The 13,983-nt window shown below is 70.6% G+C and carries 12 protein-coding genes and 2 tRNA genes; 6 read left to right on the forward strand and 8 right to left on the reverse strand.

Going from position 1 to position 13,983, the window contains the following annotated elements; all coding sequences use genetic code 11:
* Positions 1-92 precede the first annotated feature (92 nt).
* A complete protein-coding gene (locus tag AC4OXY_RS21130) occupies positions 93-851 on the forward strand; it encodes an IclR family transcriptional regulator (protein ID WP_356038951.1) in 759 nt (252 codons plus the stop codon).
* 98 nt (positions 852-949) lie between these two features.
* Positions 950-1,023 (forward strand) — tRNA-Lys (locus AC4OXY_RS21135).
* 49 nt (positions 1,024-1,072) lie between these two features.
* On the opposite strand, the gene AC4OXY_RS21140 is transcribed toward AC4OXY_RS21135, so the two are convergent.
* The 3 genes from AC4OXY_RS21140 to AC4OXY_RS21150 form a co-directional block, all read right to left on the reverse strand.
* On the reverse strand, positions 1,073-1,687 hold the full coding sequence (locus AC4OXY_RS21140) for a lytic polysaccharide monooxygenase auxiliary activity family 9 protein (protein ID WP_491994431.1): 615 nt from the start codon (positions 1,685-1,687) through the stop codon (positions 1,073-1,075).
* A 121-nt stretch (positions 1,688-1,808) separates the two neighbouring features.
* Positions 1,809-2,894, reverse strand: a complete 1,086-nt coding sequence (locus tag AC4OXY_RS21145) for an SPFH domain-containing protein (protein WP_362821244.1) — start codon at positions 2,892-2,894, stop codon at positions 1,809-1,811.
* 104 nt (positions 2,895-2,998) lie between these two features.
* Positions 2,999-4,030, reverse strand: coding sequence for a peptidoglycan-binding protein (locus AC4OXY_RS21150; RefSeq protein ID WP_402066190.1), 1,032 nt, complete (start codon positions 4,028-4,030; stop codon positions 2,999-3,001).
* 184 nt (positions 4,031-4,214) lie between these two features.
* Here AC4OXY_RS21150 and AC4OXY_RS21155 point away from each other — a divergent pair.
* From AC4OXY_RS21155 to glxA, 4 genes are all read left to right on the forward strand, one after another.
* Positions 4,215-4,288, forward strand: a tRNA-Lys gene (locus AC4OXY_RS21155).
* Between the two features lie 201 nt (positions 4,289-4,489).
* Positions 4,490-5,239 (forward strand): FadR/GntR family transcriptional regulator, encoded by a 750-nt coding sequence (locus AC4OXY_RS21160; RefSeq protein ID WP_356034270.1) that lies wholly within the window; start codon positions 4,490-4,492, stop codon positions 5,237-5,239.
* A 249-nt stretch (positions 5,240-5,488) separates the two neighbouring features.
* Positions 5,489-7,486 (forward strand): glycosyltransferase family 2 protein, encoded by a 1,998-nt coding sequence (locus AC4OXY_RS21165; RefSeq protein ID WP_402066187.1) that lies wholly within the window; start codon positions 5,489-5,491, stop codon positions 7,484-7,486.
* A complete protein-coding gene (glxA, locus tag AC4OXY_RS21170; protein WP_491994432.1) occupies positions 7,483-9,417 on the forward strand; it encodes a radical copper oxidase GlxA in 1,935 nt (644 codons plus the stop codon). Before AC4OXY_RS21165 ends, glxA begins: the two co-directional genes overlap by 4 nt.
* Positions 9,418-9,419: 2 nt before the next feature.
* Here the strand turns inward: glxA and AC4OXY_RS21175 are convergent, their stop codons facing one another.
* The 5 genes from AC4OXY_RS21175 to AC4OXY_RS21195 all read right to left on the reverse strand — a co-directional run bounded on the left by AC4OXY_RS21175 (position 9,420) and on the right by AC4OXY_RS21195 (position 13,968).
* Complete coding sequence (locus tag AC4OXY_RS21175) at positions 9,420-10,481, reverse strand: glycoside hydrolase family 6 protein (protein WP_376285955.1); 1,062 nt, start codon at positions 10,479-10,481, stop codon at positions 9,420-9,422.
* Positions 10,482-10,575: 94 nt separating this feature from the next.
* A complete protein-coding gene (locus AC4OXY_RS21180; RefSeq protein ID WP_356034259.1) occupies positions 10,576-11,247 on the reverse strand; it encodes a class F sortase in 672 nt (223 codons plus the stop codon).
* A 9-nt stretch (positions 11,248-11,256) separates the two neighbouring features.
* Positions 11,257-11,892, reverse strand: a complete 636-nt coding sequence (locus AC4OXY_RS21185) for a hypothetical protein (RefSeq protein ID WP_491994433.1) — start codon at positions 11,890-11,892, stop codon at positions 11,257-11,259.
* 115 nt (positions 11,893-12,007) lie between these two features.
* The gene (locus tag AC4OXY_RS21190; RefSeq protein ID WP_356034254.1) at positions 12,008-12,787 is read right to left on the reverse strand and encodes an HAD-IIA family hydrolase; all 780 of its coding nucleotides are present in this window, start codon (positions 12,785-12,787) and stop codon (positions 12,008-12,010) included.
* A 128-nt stretch (positions 12,788-12,915) separates the two neighbouring features.
* Positions 12,916-13,968 (reverse strand): 2-aminoethylphosphonate ABC transporter substrate-binding protein, encoded by a 1,053-nt coding sequence (locus AC4OXY_RS21195; RefSeq protein ID WP_376285962.1) that lies wholly within the window; start codon positions 13,966-13,968, stop codon positions 12,916-12,918.
* Positions 13,969-13,983 lie beyond the last annotated feature (15 nt).

The following is a 13,983-nucleotide window of genomic DNA, read 5'->3' on the forward strand; positions in this document are numbered from 1 at the left end:
ACCCTCTCCCCGGGGACCGTTTGCCCGATATCGTGGGTAGCGATCCGCCGACCGGATTTCGCGGCCAGACAGGCGAGCCAGGGGGGAACACCGTGGCACTGACGCACGAGCCGACCGCCCCGTACCACTCGGCCCAGGACGCGCTGCGCGTGCTGGAGACCGTGGCGCGCCACTCCGCCGGGGTCACCGACACCGAGCTGGCCCGCAGCACCGGCTTCGGCGCCGAGCGGCTCACCGCACTGCTGCGCATGCTGCGCCGCGAGGGCTACGTCGAGCAGATCGGCGACGGGGCGTACGTCACGGGCGACACCCTGCGCCGGCTCACCTCGGCGCACGACCACGAGCGGGCCCTGGGCGAGAAGCTCCAGCACACCCTGGACCGGCTGCGCGACTCGGTCGGCGCGGCGGTCTACATCAGCCGGTACGTCGACGGCGAGGTCAGGGTCACCCAGTACGCCGCCGGCCCGTCCACCCCGGCGGTGAACGAGTGGGTGGACTTCCGCTACTCCGCGCACGCCACCGCCGTCGGCAAGAGCCTGCTGACCCAGCTCGACCACAACGGCCGGCGCGACCATCTCTCCCGGCACCGGATGGCCCGCCTCACCTCGCGCACCATCACCAGCGACAAGCTGCTGCTCTCCCGTCTGGAGTCCCAGCCGCCGACGGTGCCGGTGCTCGACCTCCAGGAGTACGCGGTCGGCACGGTCTGCGCGGCCGTCCCGATCACGGCGGGCTCCTCGGTGGGCTGCCTCGCCCTGTCCCTCCCGGTGGAGCACGCGCACCGGCTGAAGCAGGCGGCGGAGGCGCTCAACCGCAACGCGGCACCGCTGCTGCTGTCGCTCACGCTCTAGGGCGGCAGGGGGATGGTCACGAGCACCCCTCGGGACCAGGTAGTATTTTCTTTGTCGCCAGCCGCGGGAGAAAAAATCCGACGGAGGGCGGGAGTCATGCGCCGCTAGCTCAGTTGGTTAGAGCAGCTGACTCTTAATCAGCGGGTCCGGGGTTCGAGTCCCTGGCGGCGCACATGGACGAAGGGCCCCTCGCGAGAGCGAGGGGCCCTTCGTGCTGAAGCTCAGAACGTGACGTCCGAGCAGGCGTAGAAGGCGTTGCCCGTGTCGGCGATCGTCCACACCGCGAGGATGACGTGGTGCCCGCTCAGCCCGCTCGGCAGGGTGCCGCTGTGGCTGAGGGTGGCCGGCGGGCGCTGACCGTTGTACGGCACCGTCAGGAACGGGGTGAGGTCGAGGTCCGAGCGGGACAGGGCGTGGTCCTGGTTCCAGCCCTGCTTGGTGACGTAGTACCTGAAGTCGGTCGTGGCGTGCATGGCGGTGAACTGCCAGCGGAAGGTGTACGTCTGGCCGCCCGTCACCCTGGTGGTGGGCCAGGCCTCGCCGGAGGGCGTGGTCGGCGAGCTGAGCTGGGCGAACCGGTCGAGGCCGCCGTTGCAGATCTGACCGTCGGCAGGTCCCGCGGCCGGGAAGCCCTTGGGACCCTCGACGCTCTGCGGCTCGTACTGGATGTCGCCGCAGCCCGTCACCGTGCCGTTGGCGCAGAGCTTCTGCCTGCTGATGGGGAGGTCGGTGTAGCCGTGCCCGCTGGCGCCGCCGGTGGAGAGCACGAACGCGCCGGCGGTCACCACCCCGAGCACGACCGCGGTCGAAGCCGAGAATCTGGTCTTGGTGCGCATGCTGCCGCTCCTCGAGAACGTGGGGAGTTCGGGTGAGCCGTGCAGATGGTGCGGTTAGGTCTAGACCAAGTCTCAGATTATTGCCGCCACTTGAACATGTCCATACCAATCGCGGCGTGCGCTACCCCGGCTCCCCGCGCCCCGAGCAGAAGGCGACGGTCAGGTCCCGCACCAGCACCTTGCGCTCGTGGTCGTCGAGTTCGACCAGGCCGCGCCCGGTCAGCCGGGTCACCGTGTCCTCCACCGAGTCCACCACCGAGCTGAGCATGCCGGCCCGCTGCCGGGCGTCCAGCCGGGCGATCCGGCGCCGGTGCATCGCGGCGGCGATCTCCGGGGCGTACTCCACCCGGACCGGCTGGACCGAGAACACGTCCAGGCCGACCGGCGCGCTCTCCGCCGCCACCAGCCGGGTCAGCGCGTCCCCGGCCTCCGTCATGCCGTCACCGGCCTCGCCCTCCGGCTCCACGGGCACCCGGGCCAGCGCCGTCTCCACGCACGCGCGCAGGTACGTCTCGTGGTCCTCGACGCCGAGCACCGCCCGCGCGGTGTCGCGGACCCGCCACACCACGAGGACCTGCACCCTGAGCCCGGCGCCGTCCGGATCCGCCGCCGGCATCTCCTCGCTGCGCCAGTGCCGCAGCCGCACGTCCACCGCGTGGCGCGGCAGCAGCGGGTTCACCCACAGCAGCCCGGTGCGCCGGACGGTCCCCCGGTAGCGGCCGAACAGGCCGAGCACCCAGGCCCGCCCGGTGCGCCCCCGGGTCAGCCCGCCGAAGCCGAGCGCGCCGAGCACCCAGGCCCCGGCGTACGCGGCCCACTGCGCCGGTCCGAGTCCCGCACCGGCGGACACCGGCAGCCCGAGCGCGTGCGTCGCGAGCCGGGGCAGCAGCCCCGCCCACCACGTGGTCGCCACGCATCCGGCGACCCCGCACGCCCCGGCGAGCACCCCGGCCGCCCCCGGCAGCACCCGCGCGGGACGCTCGGCCAGCTCCGGGTCGACCTCCGGCAGCGACCGGCGGGGCACGGCGGGCTTGAGCGGCACCTTCACCGGATACGACGGGTCGGGGGTGCCGGGGAAGGGCAGCGGGACGGGGATCTCCGCGGTCGTCTCGTTCTGGGCCGACGGGCCGGGCAGGCCGCCCGGACCCGCGGCGGCCTCCGGTCGCCCCTCGGACTCGGGCGGCGTGTGTGACGTGGTCGTACTCATGCGTGCCTCCAACCTCCGCGCCAGATGCGCCATGAACAGGGAAGTGAGCAGGAAGTGAGTAGGGGTGGGCAGGGACGGACAGAGGACGAGCGGGGAGTCGCGGGTCAGGTGCCGGTCACGCGGTCCGGGCCGGCGGTCAAGAAGAGCCGGCGCCAGGTCTCCGGGCCCGGGTAGCCGTCCGCCGCGCCGCCCCGCCAGCCCTGGGCGCGCTGGAACGCCTCCACTGCACGGCGGTCCGCCTCGCTCCAGACCGGACCGGGACCGGTGGCGTAGAACCTGCCGAACCCTTTCTCCACCAGCCGGCGGCCCAGTTGGGTGACGTGGTCGTTCTCCGCGCCCGGCAGGAAGAAGGCGCGGCCGGGATAGCCGGGCACCCCGTGCGAGACGGGCCGGGCGGCCGGGCGGGCGGCGGCGGACCGGACGGGGAAACGGGACCCGCCCTTGCCGTCGGCCGCCGGGGCGCCCGCGGTGGCCGGGGTCACGCCCACGTAGCGGTAGGGGACGTACTTGTCGGTGTTGCTCCAGTACGGGTAGGGCGTGGGCTGGCTCCGGGCGTTCGGGGGTGTCTGCTCGTAGACCGTGTAGGAGCCGTGCGTGTAGTCGGTCCAGCCGCCGAAGATCACCACGTGGGAGCCCTTCTCGGGGTTGTCGGGGTTGTGGTAGAGCAGGATGTCGCCGGGTTCCAGCTCCTCCTTGGTGATCTTCACGCCGAACGAGCCGAGGCTGCCGGTCCACTCGTTGGTCCCGAGGTTCCAGGCCATGGAGACGTAGCCGGAGCAGTCCTGCCGGTACCCGTCGGACCAGTAGGCGCTCATGCTGTACGGCACCTTCGCCGTCACCCAGACCTTGGCCCGCTTGATGATGTCGGCCCGGGTCGTGGCGGGGACGTTGGCGGGGTTGGCGGGGCCGGCGCTCTTGCCGTGCAGCCCGGACCGGGGCCCCTGCGGGGTGTCGGACCCGTCGTCCGCGGGGACGTGGGGGCGCTGGACGGCGGGCCGGCCGACGGTGAGGGCGGCGGCCGGGGCGGCCGCGCCGAGGACGGCGACCGCAGCGGCGACGACGACACCACAGGCGGCCGAAAGGCCGAGCGGGCGTCCCGGCGGCGTACGGCGGCCCACGAACACCGGAGCGGTCATGAGATCTGCCTCACATTCAGAGGTAATTTGTCCGCGTGTGTGCACGTTGGTCAGTTTCCCAACTGTCCACCGGGCCGCCACTTTGACGGTCCGAATGATGTACGCGGCCGTCCGGCACCCCTCCGGCCATCCGGAGGTGGTCGAAGGCACCCCTCAAGGTCAGGTAGAGTTATCCCGTCAGCAGGCGCCGCTAGCTCAGTTGGTTAGAGCAGCTGACTCTTAATCAGCGGGTCCGGGGTTCGAGTCCCTGGCGGCGCACGATGACGATGGCGATCCATGTCCGCAGAAAGCGCGGACCTGGATCGCCATCTCTGTTATTGCGCGGCTTCGCCGCGCGAAGTGGTGGCTCCGCCACCCACACCCCCGACCGGAAAGGCCCCTCGCGCGAGCGAGGGGCCTTTCCGTATTGCACCGGTATCCCTCTGCCGGTCCCCTCGTTTGGCCGGATACCCTCTGGCCATGGCAGCCCGGGACCTCCAGGAGCGGATCAAGAAGCTGATCGTCGACCGGCGGCTGCCCTCGGGCGCCCCGCTGCCGACCGAGCCCGAGCTGATGGAGTACCTCGGGGCCAGCCGGAACTCGGTGCGCGAGGCGCTGAAGGCGCTCCAGGCGATGGGCATCGTGGAGATCCGGCACGGGTTCGGGACGTACGTCGGCTCGATGTCGTTCGCGCCGCTGATCGAGGGTCTGGCCTTCCGCACGGTCGCCGGGCACTACCGGGGCGAGGACTCCCTGCTCCAGCTGCTGGAGCTGCGCGAGGCCGTGGAGACCGGGCTGGTCTCGCGGCTGGCCGGGCGGCTGCCGGAGGCGGACCTCGCTGAACTGGATGCCCTCGTCGCCCGTATGGAACAGGAGGCCGCACAGGGAGCCGGTCTCGCCGAGACCGACCGCGCCTTCCACGCCACCCTCTACCGGGGGCTGGACAACGTCCTGCTGAGCGAGGTGCTGGAGGCGTTCTGGGACGCCTTCCACCGGGTGCAGCGGGATCTGGTGGACGTGCCGCAGGACCCCCGGGTCACCTGTCGCCAGCACCGGGAGATCCTGGACGCGGTCCGGTCCGGGGACGCGCCGCGGGCGGAGGAGGCCATAAGGGATCACTTCGGCAACATCCGTGTCCGCCTCTCCACGACCGGCGCACCCCGGCCCTCCGGAAGCACCGGCGCACCCCGATCCCCCGCGCCCCACGCCCGCCACAATGAACGGGTTTGAGCGGTAAACACCGCGTTTCGCGTCTTGCGATCATGCTGAACGGCGTAGAACCCTGGATGTCCAAGCTGCGGCCCATTGGCGGCAGTTGGGGGGAAGTAACCGGTTGCGCACCGACGGGGAAGGGGCCCCTGCAACCGGAAGGTCGCGATCCCGTGTCCATGCAGTGGGGAGGACGTGGAGATACGCGCCATCACTCGCGCCACCGCTGATCAACAACACGCAGTGACCTGCGTGTGGGGGGACTGACTCATGACGTCGACGCCGAGGGGCGCCGGGCAGAGCCACGCTCACAACGAGACCGACGAGACCGACGACCCGTCACGGACCACACAGCTGAGGGCGGTCACCCATCGGACGGGTCAGTTCCGCCGCATACGCAAGAGCCTGCCGAGATACGACTACGAGCACTACAGCCGGCTCGCCGGCCCGCTCACCCAGCCCGACCCGGCGAAGCCGTACACGGTGGCGTACCGGTCGCTGCTGTCGCAGGAACCGCATCGCATACGCGCGGCGCTCATGCTGGGCGCGGCCCCGATCCTCTCGCTGGTCCTGCTGTTCTGGCTGCTGCGCCCCGCGCACTGGACCGAACGCGACTACCCCGCCTACGACTTCCTGCCGGCCCTCGACGTCGTCATGCTCGTCTCGATCGGCCTGATCGAGTTCTTCCGCTGCATGAACGTGCTGTCCAACGCGCACGCCACGCTCGTCGCCCGGGACCCGGTCCCGGTCGTGCCCGAGACCGGCACCCGGGTCGCCTTCATCACCACCTTCGTGCCCGGCAAGGAGCCGCTGGAGATGGTGACGAAGACCCTGGAGGCGGCGGTGCGGCTGCGCCACCGGGGCCTGCTGCACGTGTGGCTGCTGGACGAGGGCGACGACCCGGCCGTCAAGGAGGTCTGCGCCCGGCTCGGCGTGCACCACTTCACCCGCAAGGGGGTGGAGAAGTGGAACCGGCCCAAGGGGCCGCACCGCGCGCGGACCAAGCACGGCAACTACAACGCCTGGCTGGCGGCGCACGGCGACGCCTACGACTACTTCGCCTCCGTCGACACCGACCACGTGCCGCTGCCCAACTACCTGGAGCGGATGCTCGGTTACTTCCGCGACCCGGACGTCGGCTTCGTCATCGGCCCGCAGGTCTACGGCAACTACGACACGTTCGTCACCAAGGCCGCCGAGTCCCAGCAGTTCCTCTTCCACGCCCTGATCCAGCGCGCCGGCAACCGCTACGGCGCCCCGATGTTCGTCGGCACCTCCAACGCCGTACGGATCAGGGCGCTGAAGCAGATCGGCGGGCTGTACGACTCGATCACCGAGGACATGGCGACCGGCTTCGAGATGCACCGGGCCAAGAACCCGGCGACCGGGCGGAAGTGGAAGTCCGTCTACACGCCGGACGTCCTCGCCGTCGGCGAGGGCCCGAACGCCTGGACGGACTTCTTCACACAGCAGCTGCGCTGGTCCCGGGGGACGTACGAGACGATCCTCAAGCAGTACTGGAAGGGCCTGTTCACCCTGGGGCCGGGCAAACTCTTCAACTACACGATGATGATCATCTTCTACCCGATGTCCGCTCTCAACTGGATCCTCGCGGCCCTGAGTTGCGCCCTGTTCCTCGGGCTGGGCGCCTCCGGTGTGAACATCGACCCGACCGTGTGGCTGATGCTGTACGGCAACGCCTCCGCGCTCCAGATCGGCCTGTACGTCTGGAACCGGCGGCACAACGTCTCCCCGCACGAGCCGGAGGGGTCGGGCGGTGTCGCGGGCATGGTGATGTCCGCGCTGTCCGCGCCGATCTACGCCCGTTCGCTGATGGACGCGGTGCTGCGCCGCAAGAGCACGTTCGTCGTCACGCCCAAGGGCGAGTCGGCCAGCCCCGACACGCTGCTCGGGACGTTCAGGGTGCACTGGTTCTTCATCCTGGTCTTCGGCGGCTCGCTCGCCGCCGGTTTCGTGTTCGGGCACTCCCACCCGGCGATGATCGTCTGGGCGGCCCTCGCGCTGCTGATCACCGCCTCGCCGATCCTCGTCTGGCGGTACACCCTGCGGCGGGAGCGGCGCGAGCCCGCGCCTGTGGCGGCGGGGGCCGGGCCGCGGGACGCGGTGCCCGCCGCGCCGCACCCGGCGCCGGTGCCGCAGCAGCGGCCGTCCTGGGCGAGCGGCGGCCCGCCGGCGGGCCCGGCCGCGGAGACGAACGAGCAGACCATGCAGATCGCCCTTGGCGGACTTGGGGGACGTAAGGAATGAAGGACCAGGCCGGCCGCCGTCGCGCCCGCAGGCTCGCGATCGGGACGGCGGTGGTGCTCGCGCTGGCCGGGATGAACGGGCCGTGGGTCTACCGCTTCACCACCGCGCAGTACCACCAGTACAAGATCAACAGACCCGAGTACAAGGCCGAGAACGGCCACTGGGACATCATCGAGTTCCCCAAGGAGTTCCGGCAGGACACCATCCACGCGTCCCTGCTGCGCACCGGGAAGATCCTGATGATCGCGGGCTCGGGCAACAACCAGGACAACTTCAACGCCAAGAAGTTCGACACCCGGATCTGGGACCCGGTCAAGGGCACGATCAAGAAGGTGCCGACCCCGGCCGACCTGTTCTGCACCGGCCACACGCAGCTCGGCAACGGCGACATCCTGATCGCCGGCGGCACCAAGCGGTACGAGAAGCTCAAGGGTGACGTCAAGAAGGCCGGCGGCGTCATGATCCTCTACAACGAGAACCCGGACAAGCCGATGACGCTGCCGGCCGGCACGAGGTTCACCGGCAAGCAGAACGGCAGGACGTTCGTCTCGCAGGACCCGGTGCTCCTCCCGCGCGCGACGAAGGTCTTCGACAAGTCCGGCAAGTGGCTGCGGAACAACCCCGGTTACGGCCGGGTCTACGTCGAGGCGCCGCGCGAGGGCACCCAGTACGAGACCGGCACCCAGGACAACTACACAGTCGAGGGCCTGAGCGGCGCCGACGCGCGCAACACGTACGGCATCGCGCAGAAGCTCGCCCTCGACAAGAAGGACTTCGAAGGCATCAAGGACGCCTACGAGTTCGACCCGGTCGCCGAGCGGTACATCAAGGTCGACCCGATGAACGAGGCCCGCTGGTACCCGACGCTCACCACCCTGTCGGACGGCAGGATCCTCAGCGTCTCCGGCCTGGACGACATCGGTCAGCTGGTGCCGGGCAAGAACGAGATCTTCGACCCGGCGACGAAGAAGTGGACGTACACGAGGACGACCCGGCAGTTCCCGACGTACCCGGCGCTGTTCCTGATGCAGAACGGCAAGATCTTCTACTCGGGGTCCAACGCGGGGTACGGCCCGGACGACGTGGGCCGGGAGCCCGGCATCTGGGACGTCGGCAGCAACGCCTTCACCAAGCTGCCCGGGCTCAGCGACCCGAACATGATGGAGACCTCCGGGACCGTGCTGCTGCCGCCGGCGCAGGACGAGAAGTTCATGGTGATCGGGGGCGGCGGGGTCGGTGAGTCGAAGCTGTCGAGCAGGAGGACGCGGCTCATCGACCTGAAGGCCGGGAAACCCGCGTTCACGGACGGGCCGTCGCTGGAGAAGGGGACCCGGTATCCGCAGTCCTCGGTCCTGCCCGACGACACGGTGCTGGTGTCGGGCGGCTCGGAGGACTACCGGGGGCGCGGCGACTCGAACATCCTCCAGGCGCGGCTGTACCACCCCGACAGCAACAGCTTCACGCAGGTCGCCGATCCGCTGGTGGGCCGCAACTACCACTCCGGGTCGATCCTGCTGCCGGACGGGCGGGTGATGTTCTTCGGCTCCGACTCGCTGTACGGCGACAAGGCGAACACCAAGCCGGGGAAGTTCGAGCAGCGGATCGAGATCTACACCCCGCCGTATCTGTACCGGGGTGCGCGGCCGTCGCTGAGCGGCGGTCCGCAGACGATCGCGCGGGGCGCCTCGGGGACGTTCACGTCGCGGCAGGCGGCCGGCCTCAGGAAGGCGCGGCTGATCCGGCCGAGCGCGTCGACGCATGTGACGGATGTGGACCAGCGGTCGATCGCACTGGACTTCAGGGTGTCCGGGGACAAGGTCACGGTGACCGTGCCGACGAACCGGAACCTGGTGCCGTCCGGGTGGTACATGCTGTTCGTGGACGACGACCAGGGGACGCCGTCCGTCGCACAGTGGGTCAAGGTGTCGTAGGGCTACTGCTTACTGTTCCGGGCCAGGGCGAGTGCGTAACTCGCCCACCAGTCCCCGGCCTTCGGGCCGCCCTTGCACGTCCCGTCCGACTCCCCCGGGCGCTTGACCCACAGGTAGGCGTCCACGAGGGGGTCGGACGTCTTCGTCGTCGGCGTCTCACCGAGGGCGCGGCCCGGCGGGTTGCACCAGCGCCGGCCCGGATCGCCCTGTGTGGCGGGGCCGTTGCCGTTGCGGCTGGTGTCGATGACGAAGTGCTTGCCGCCCGCCTTCGCCGAGAGCTGTTTGCCGTAGGCGAGGGAGTCCTGGGTGGAGTAGAAGTTGGAGACGTTGACGGCGAAGCCGTCGGCCTGCGCGATGCCGGCCTGCTGGAGGGGCTGGAAGATCTGGTCGGGACGGCCCCAGCCGGCGTTGCCCGCGTCGAGGTAGACCTTGGTGTTCTTCAGGGACTTGAGCGTGGTGATCGCGCCCCGGAGCAGGTCGTAGCGCTCCTCGTGGAACTGGTTCGGCGTGCAGCCGTCCACCAGGTGCAGTACGGCGTCCGGTTCGAGGACGACGACGGCCGGGCGGTCCTGGATGCCCCGGGCCACGCCGTCGATCCAGGCGCGGTAGGCGTTGCCGTCGGCGGCGCCGCCCTGGGAGTACTGGCCGCAGTCGCGGTGCGGGATGTCGTAGAGCACGAGCAGGGCCGTGCGGTCGGCGTGCTGGGCGGCCTCGGTGAAGCCGCGGGCCTCCTGCTCGGGGTTCTCCGAGCCGATCCACTCCCCCACGGGCTGCTCGGCGATCTTCCGGATCTGCTCGGCGTCCGAGGTCCTGCCCGCCTTGGTGTAGGCGGCGAGCTGCCGGGCCGCCGTGCCGTCCGGGTTCACCCAGAACGGGTCGGCGGACTTGGGCTGTTGGGTGATCCGGGCGCCGTCGCCGGCGTTCTTGTCGCCGCCTCCGCCTCCCGAGGAGCAGCCGGCGAGCAGCAGCGCCGCCCCCAGCACCACCGCCACGGACACCCGCGCGCTCGCCCCAGGTCCTGTCGGAGTGTGATGACAGGGCCTGGCCCCCCTGCTGTCGTCCATACGATTCCCCCCTGGGCGCACTGGTCCGGGTGCCGTCCCATGCTGACATATCCGGACGCCCCGTCACGAGGTCGCACGCCGGGGCGTGCGGGGGTCAGTGCGTGGTGCCGGTGAGGTAGGCGTTGACCACCACGTTGGCGGTGTAGGAGCTCGTGGTGCGGTCGAAGGCGCCACCGCAGGTGATCAGGCGCAGTTCGGCGCGGCCGGGGCGGCGGGGGCCGTAGGCCTGGTGGGCGTCGAAGCCGCTGCGGGGCAGGACGCGGACGTCGTCGACGGTGAAGTGGGCGACCGTGCCGTCCGAGCGGACCACCCGGACCGTCGCGCCCGGCGTGAGCGTGCTGAGCTTGTAGAAGACGCCCGGCCGGGTCGCGGTGTCGACGTGTCCGACCAGGAGGGCCGCGCCCTTGGCGCCGGGGCTGGCGCCGGCGCCGTACCAGCCGACCACGCCCGGCTGGTCGAACGGCGGCGGGTCGACGGCGCCCTCGGTGTCGAGGCCGCGGGCCACCACGGGGGCCTGTACGCCGAGCCGGGGGATGTCCACGCGCTGCGGCAGCGCGTCGGCGAGCGGCGCGGCCGCGCGGGGCAGCAGGGCGGGGTCCACGGCTCCGGAGGCCCAGGTGCCACCGGCGGCCGGGTCGTCCGCGCCGTCCGGTACGCCGGTCACCGCCCGCCCCCACAGCCACAGCCCGAGCAGCAGCAGCGCCCAGGTGACAAGGGTGACCAGCCGTCCGGTGCCGGTGCCGGGATGCCCCTGGTCGTCGGTCATGCGGGCCCGTCAGCGGCCGGTACGGCTGTTGCGGCCCCGGTGTCCGCGGAGCCCGACGGCGAGCGCGGCGACCCCGGCCAGCCCCAGACCGGTGACGGTCTCGGCGGTGCCGGGCCCGGACTCACTGGTGGCCACGGTGGCGAAGTGGGTGGCGGTGCCGCCGCCGCCCGCGTGGACCGGGGCGACGGGGGAGGCGGCGGAGCCGGGGCGCCGGTCCGCATCCCCCGTCTGTCCGGTCCATCCGGTCTGTCCTGTCTGGCTGGTCTGTCCGGTTCCCCGGTCGGAGCCCGGGGCCGTTCCCCGGGCGTCGCCCCGGCCGCCCGCCACGGTGATCCGTCCGCTGATGACGTAGTCGGCGCAGGTGATCCTCACGTCGTAGGCGCCGGGCGCGAGGGAGGAGCGGACGCGGGTCTCGCCGGAGAGGGAGCCTCCTTTGCCGGTCAGCCGCGCGTCGGAGACGAAGGCGCCCGAGACGGCGGTGCCCTCGGGACCGGAGCAGCCGTGGACGCGCAGGGAGACGTCGGTACCGGGGGACGGGGAGCCGGGAGTCACGGAGACCGAGCCGCCGTCGGCCGCGTGAGCCGACGGTGTGAGGGCGGCGACGGCCAGGATTCCGGTACAGACAGTGAGGCGAAATGAGCCCATCGTGAACCTCCAGTTATCTGGAGGCTCCCCCGGCGCAGGCGCCCCCGCATCCTCTGGGGGCGCCCGATTGCTCCAAATGGGTGGGCCCGGGTTTGAAAGCCGCTGGTCAGCTGTGTCAGACGAGGTCGACCAGGTCCGCGATGGAGTCGACGACCTTGGACGCGCGGAACGGGTACTGGTCGACGGCGTCCGGCTGGGTGACCCCGCTGAGCACCAGGAACGTGCGCATACCGGCCTCCAGACCCGCGAGCACGTCGGTGTCCATGCGGTCGCCGATCATCGCGGAGGTCTCGGAGTGGGCGCCGATCGCGTTGAGCCCGGCGCGCATCATCAGCGGGTTGGGCTTGCCGACGAAGTACGGCTTCTTGCCGGTCGCGGCGGTGATCAGGGCGGCGACGGAGCCGGTGGCGGGCAGGTCGCCCTCGATGGAGGGGCCGACGTTGTCGGGGTTGGTGGCGATGAACCGGGCGCCGTTGTTGATCAGCCGGACGGCCTTGGTCAGGGCCTCGAAGGAGTAGGTGCGGGTCTCGCCGAGGATCACGAAGTCGGGCTCGTGGTCGGTGAGGATGTAGCCGATGTCGTGCAGGGCCGTGGTCAGACCGGCCTCGCCGATGACGTAGGCGCTGCCGCCGGGCCGCTGGTCGTTCAGGAACTGGGCGGTGGCGAGCGCCGAGGTCCAGATGTTCTCCACCGGCACGTCCAGGCCCATCCGGCGCAGCCGGGCGTGCAGGTCGCGGGCGGTGTAGATGGAGTTGTTGGTCAGCACCAGGAAGGGCCGGCCGGATTCGCGCAGCTTCTTCAGGAAGGCGTCGGCGCCGGGGATCGGAACGCCCTCGTGGATCAGGACACCGTCCATGTCGGTGAGCCACGACTCGATCGGCTTGCGGTCTGCCATGTTGTGCGTCTCCTGGCGTACGTGCGGTCGACAAGGCAAAGCGGGGGCGCCGGAACCACGGCGTACCGACGCCCCAAGCCTAATCAGCCTGGCCTGATCCTGACTCTGCCGTCCGCCTGTCGATCGGCTCAGCTGCCGGTCGCCGACTTCCAGTCCTCGACGTACGACGTCAGGTTCTTGTCGATGTCGGTCCAGTCGGGCTCGAAGAAGTCGACGCCGTCCATGATTCTGGTGAGGGCGACGGCGTTGGCGTCGGTGGCCTTGACGTCCTGGCGGGCGCTGAAGCCGCCGCCGATGGAGCTGACCTCCTCCTGCTGCTTCTGCGCGAGCATGAAGTCGAGCAGCTTCTTTCCGTTCTCGCTGTGCGGGGCCTTGGTGACCAGGCCGGCTGCGTAGGGCAGGGCGAAGGTGGAGGGCTTGCCGTCCTTGTCGGCCGGGAACCAGATGCCGAGGTTCGGCATGGTCTTGGCCTGGGCGTAGTTCATCTGCACATCGCCGTTGGCGGCGAGCAGTTCGCCCTTGTCGACCTTGGGCGCGAGCTTGCCGGTGGAGGCGGACGGGCCGACGTTGTTGGCCTGGAGCTTCTTCAGGTAGGCGAGGGCCTGTTCCTTGCCGCCGAAGTCGTGGATTGCCTTGATGAGGACGGCGGTGCCGTCGCCGGCGACGCCCGGGGTGGAGTACTGGAGCTTGTTCTTGTACGTGGCGTCGAGCAGTTCGTTCCAGGTCTTCGGGGCCTGCTTCAGCTCCTTCTTGTTGTAGACGAAGCCGAAGTAGTTGTTGACGACGGAGATCCAGGAGCCGTCCACGGCCTTGTCGGCGCCGCTGACCTGGTCGGAGTCCTTCACCTCGTACTTCTGCAGCAGGCCCTTGGCGTCGGCCTGCTGGATGAAGGGCGGCAGGGTGACCAGCACGTCGGCCTGCGGGTTGCTCTTCTCGCGGACGGCGCGCTGCACCATCTCGCCGGAGCCGCCCTCGACGTACTTGACCTTGATGCCGGTCTGCTTGGTGAAGTCCGCGAAGACCTTGTCGTACCAGCCGTCGCCGTTCTCGCCCTTGAGGCCGTCGGCGCTGTAGACGGTGACCTCCTTGGCGTCGGAGGCGGTGGAGGTGCCGCAGGCGGACAGCGCGGGGGTGGCGAGCAGGGCGAGGGCTATGGCGGGCGAGAGGCGGTTTCTGGGCATGGCGAGGCCAACTCC

The sequence above is a fragment of the Streptomyces sp. HUAS MG56 genome, from assembly GCF_058673395.1.

Coding starts and splice junctions, on each gene's coding strand:
- AC4OXY_RS21145 (WP_362821244.1), bottom strand. CDS start 2,894: ATGAGTACGACCACGTCACACACGCCGCCCGAGTCCGAGGGGCGACCG.
- AC4OXY_RS21180 (WP_356034259.1), bottom strand. CDS start 11,247: ATGACCGACGACCAGGGGCATCCCGGCACCGGCACCGGACGGCTGGTC.
- AC4OXY_RS21185 (WP_491994433.1), bottom strand. CDS start 11,892: ATGGGCTCATTTCGCCTCACTGTCTGTACCGGAATCCTGGCCGTCGCC.
- AC4OXY_RS21190 (WP_356034254.1), bottom strand. CDS start 12,787: ATGGCAGACCGCAAGCCGATCGAGTCGTGGCTCACCGACATGGACGGT.
- glxA (WP_491994432.1), top strand. CDS start 7,483: ATGAAGGACCAGGCCGGCCGCCGTCGCGCCCGCAGGCTCGCGATCGGG.
- AC4OXY_RS21150 (WP_402066190.1), bottom strand. CDS start 4,030: ATGACCGCTCCGGTGTTCGTGGGCCGCCGTACGCCGCCGGGACGCCCG.
- AC4OXY_RS21165 (WP_402066187.1), top strand. CDS start 5,489: ATGACGTCGACGCCGAGGGGCGCCGGGCAGAGCCACGCTCACAACGAG.
- AC4OXY_RS21160 (WP_356034270.1), top strand. CDS start 4,490: ATGGCAGCCCGGGACCTCCAGGAGCGGATCAAGAAGCTGATCGTCGAC.
- AC4OXY_RS21175 (WP_376285955.1), bottom strand. CDS start 10,481: ATGGACGACAGCAGGGGGGCCAGGCCCTGTCATCACACTCCGACAGGA.
- AC4OXY_RS21140 (WP_491994431.1), bottom strand. CDS start 1,687: ATGCGCACCAAGACCAGATTCTCGGCTTCGACCGCGGTCGTGCTCGGG.
- AC4OXY_RS21195 (WP_376285962.1), bottom strand. CDS start 13,968: ATGCCCAGAAACCGCCTCTCGCCCGCCATAGCCCTCGCCCTGCTCGCC.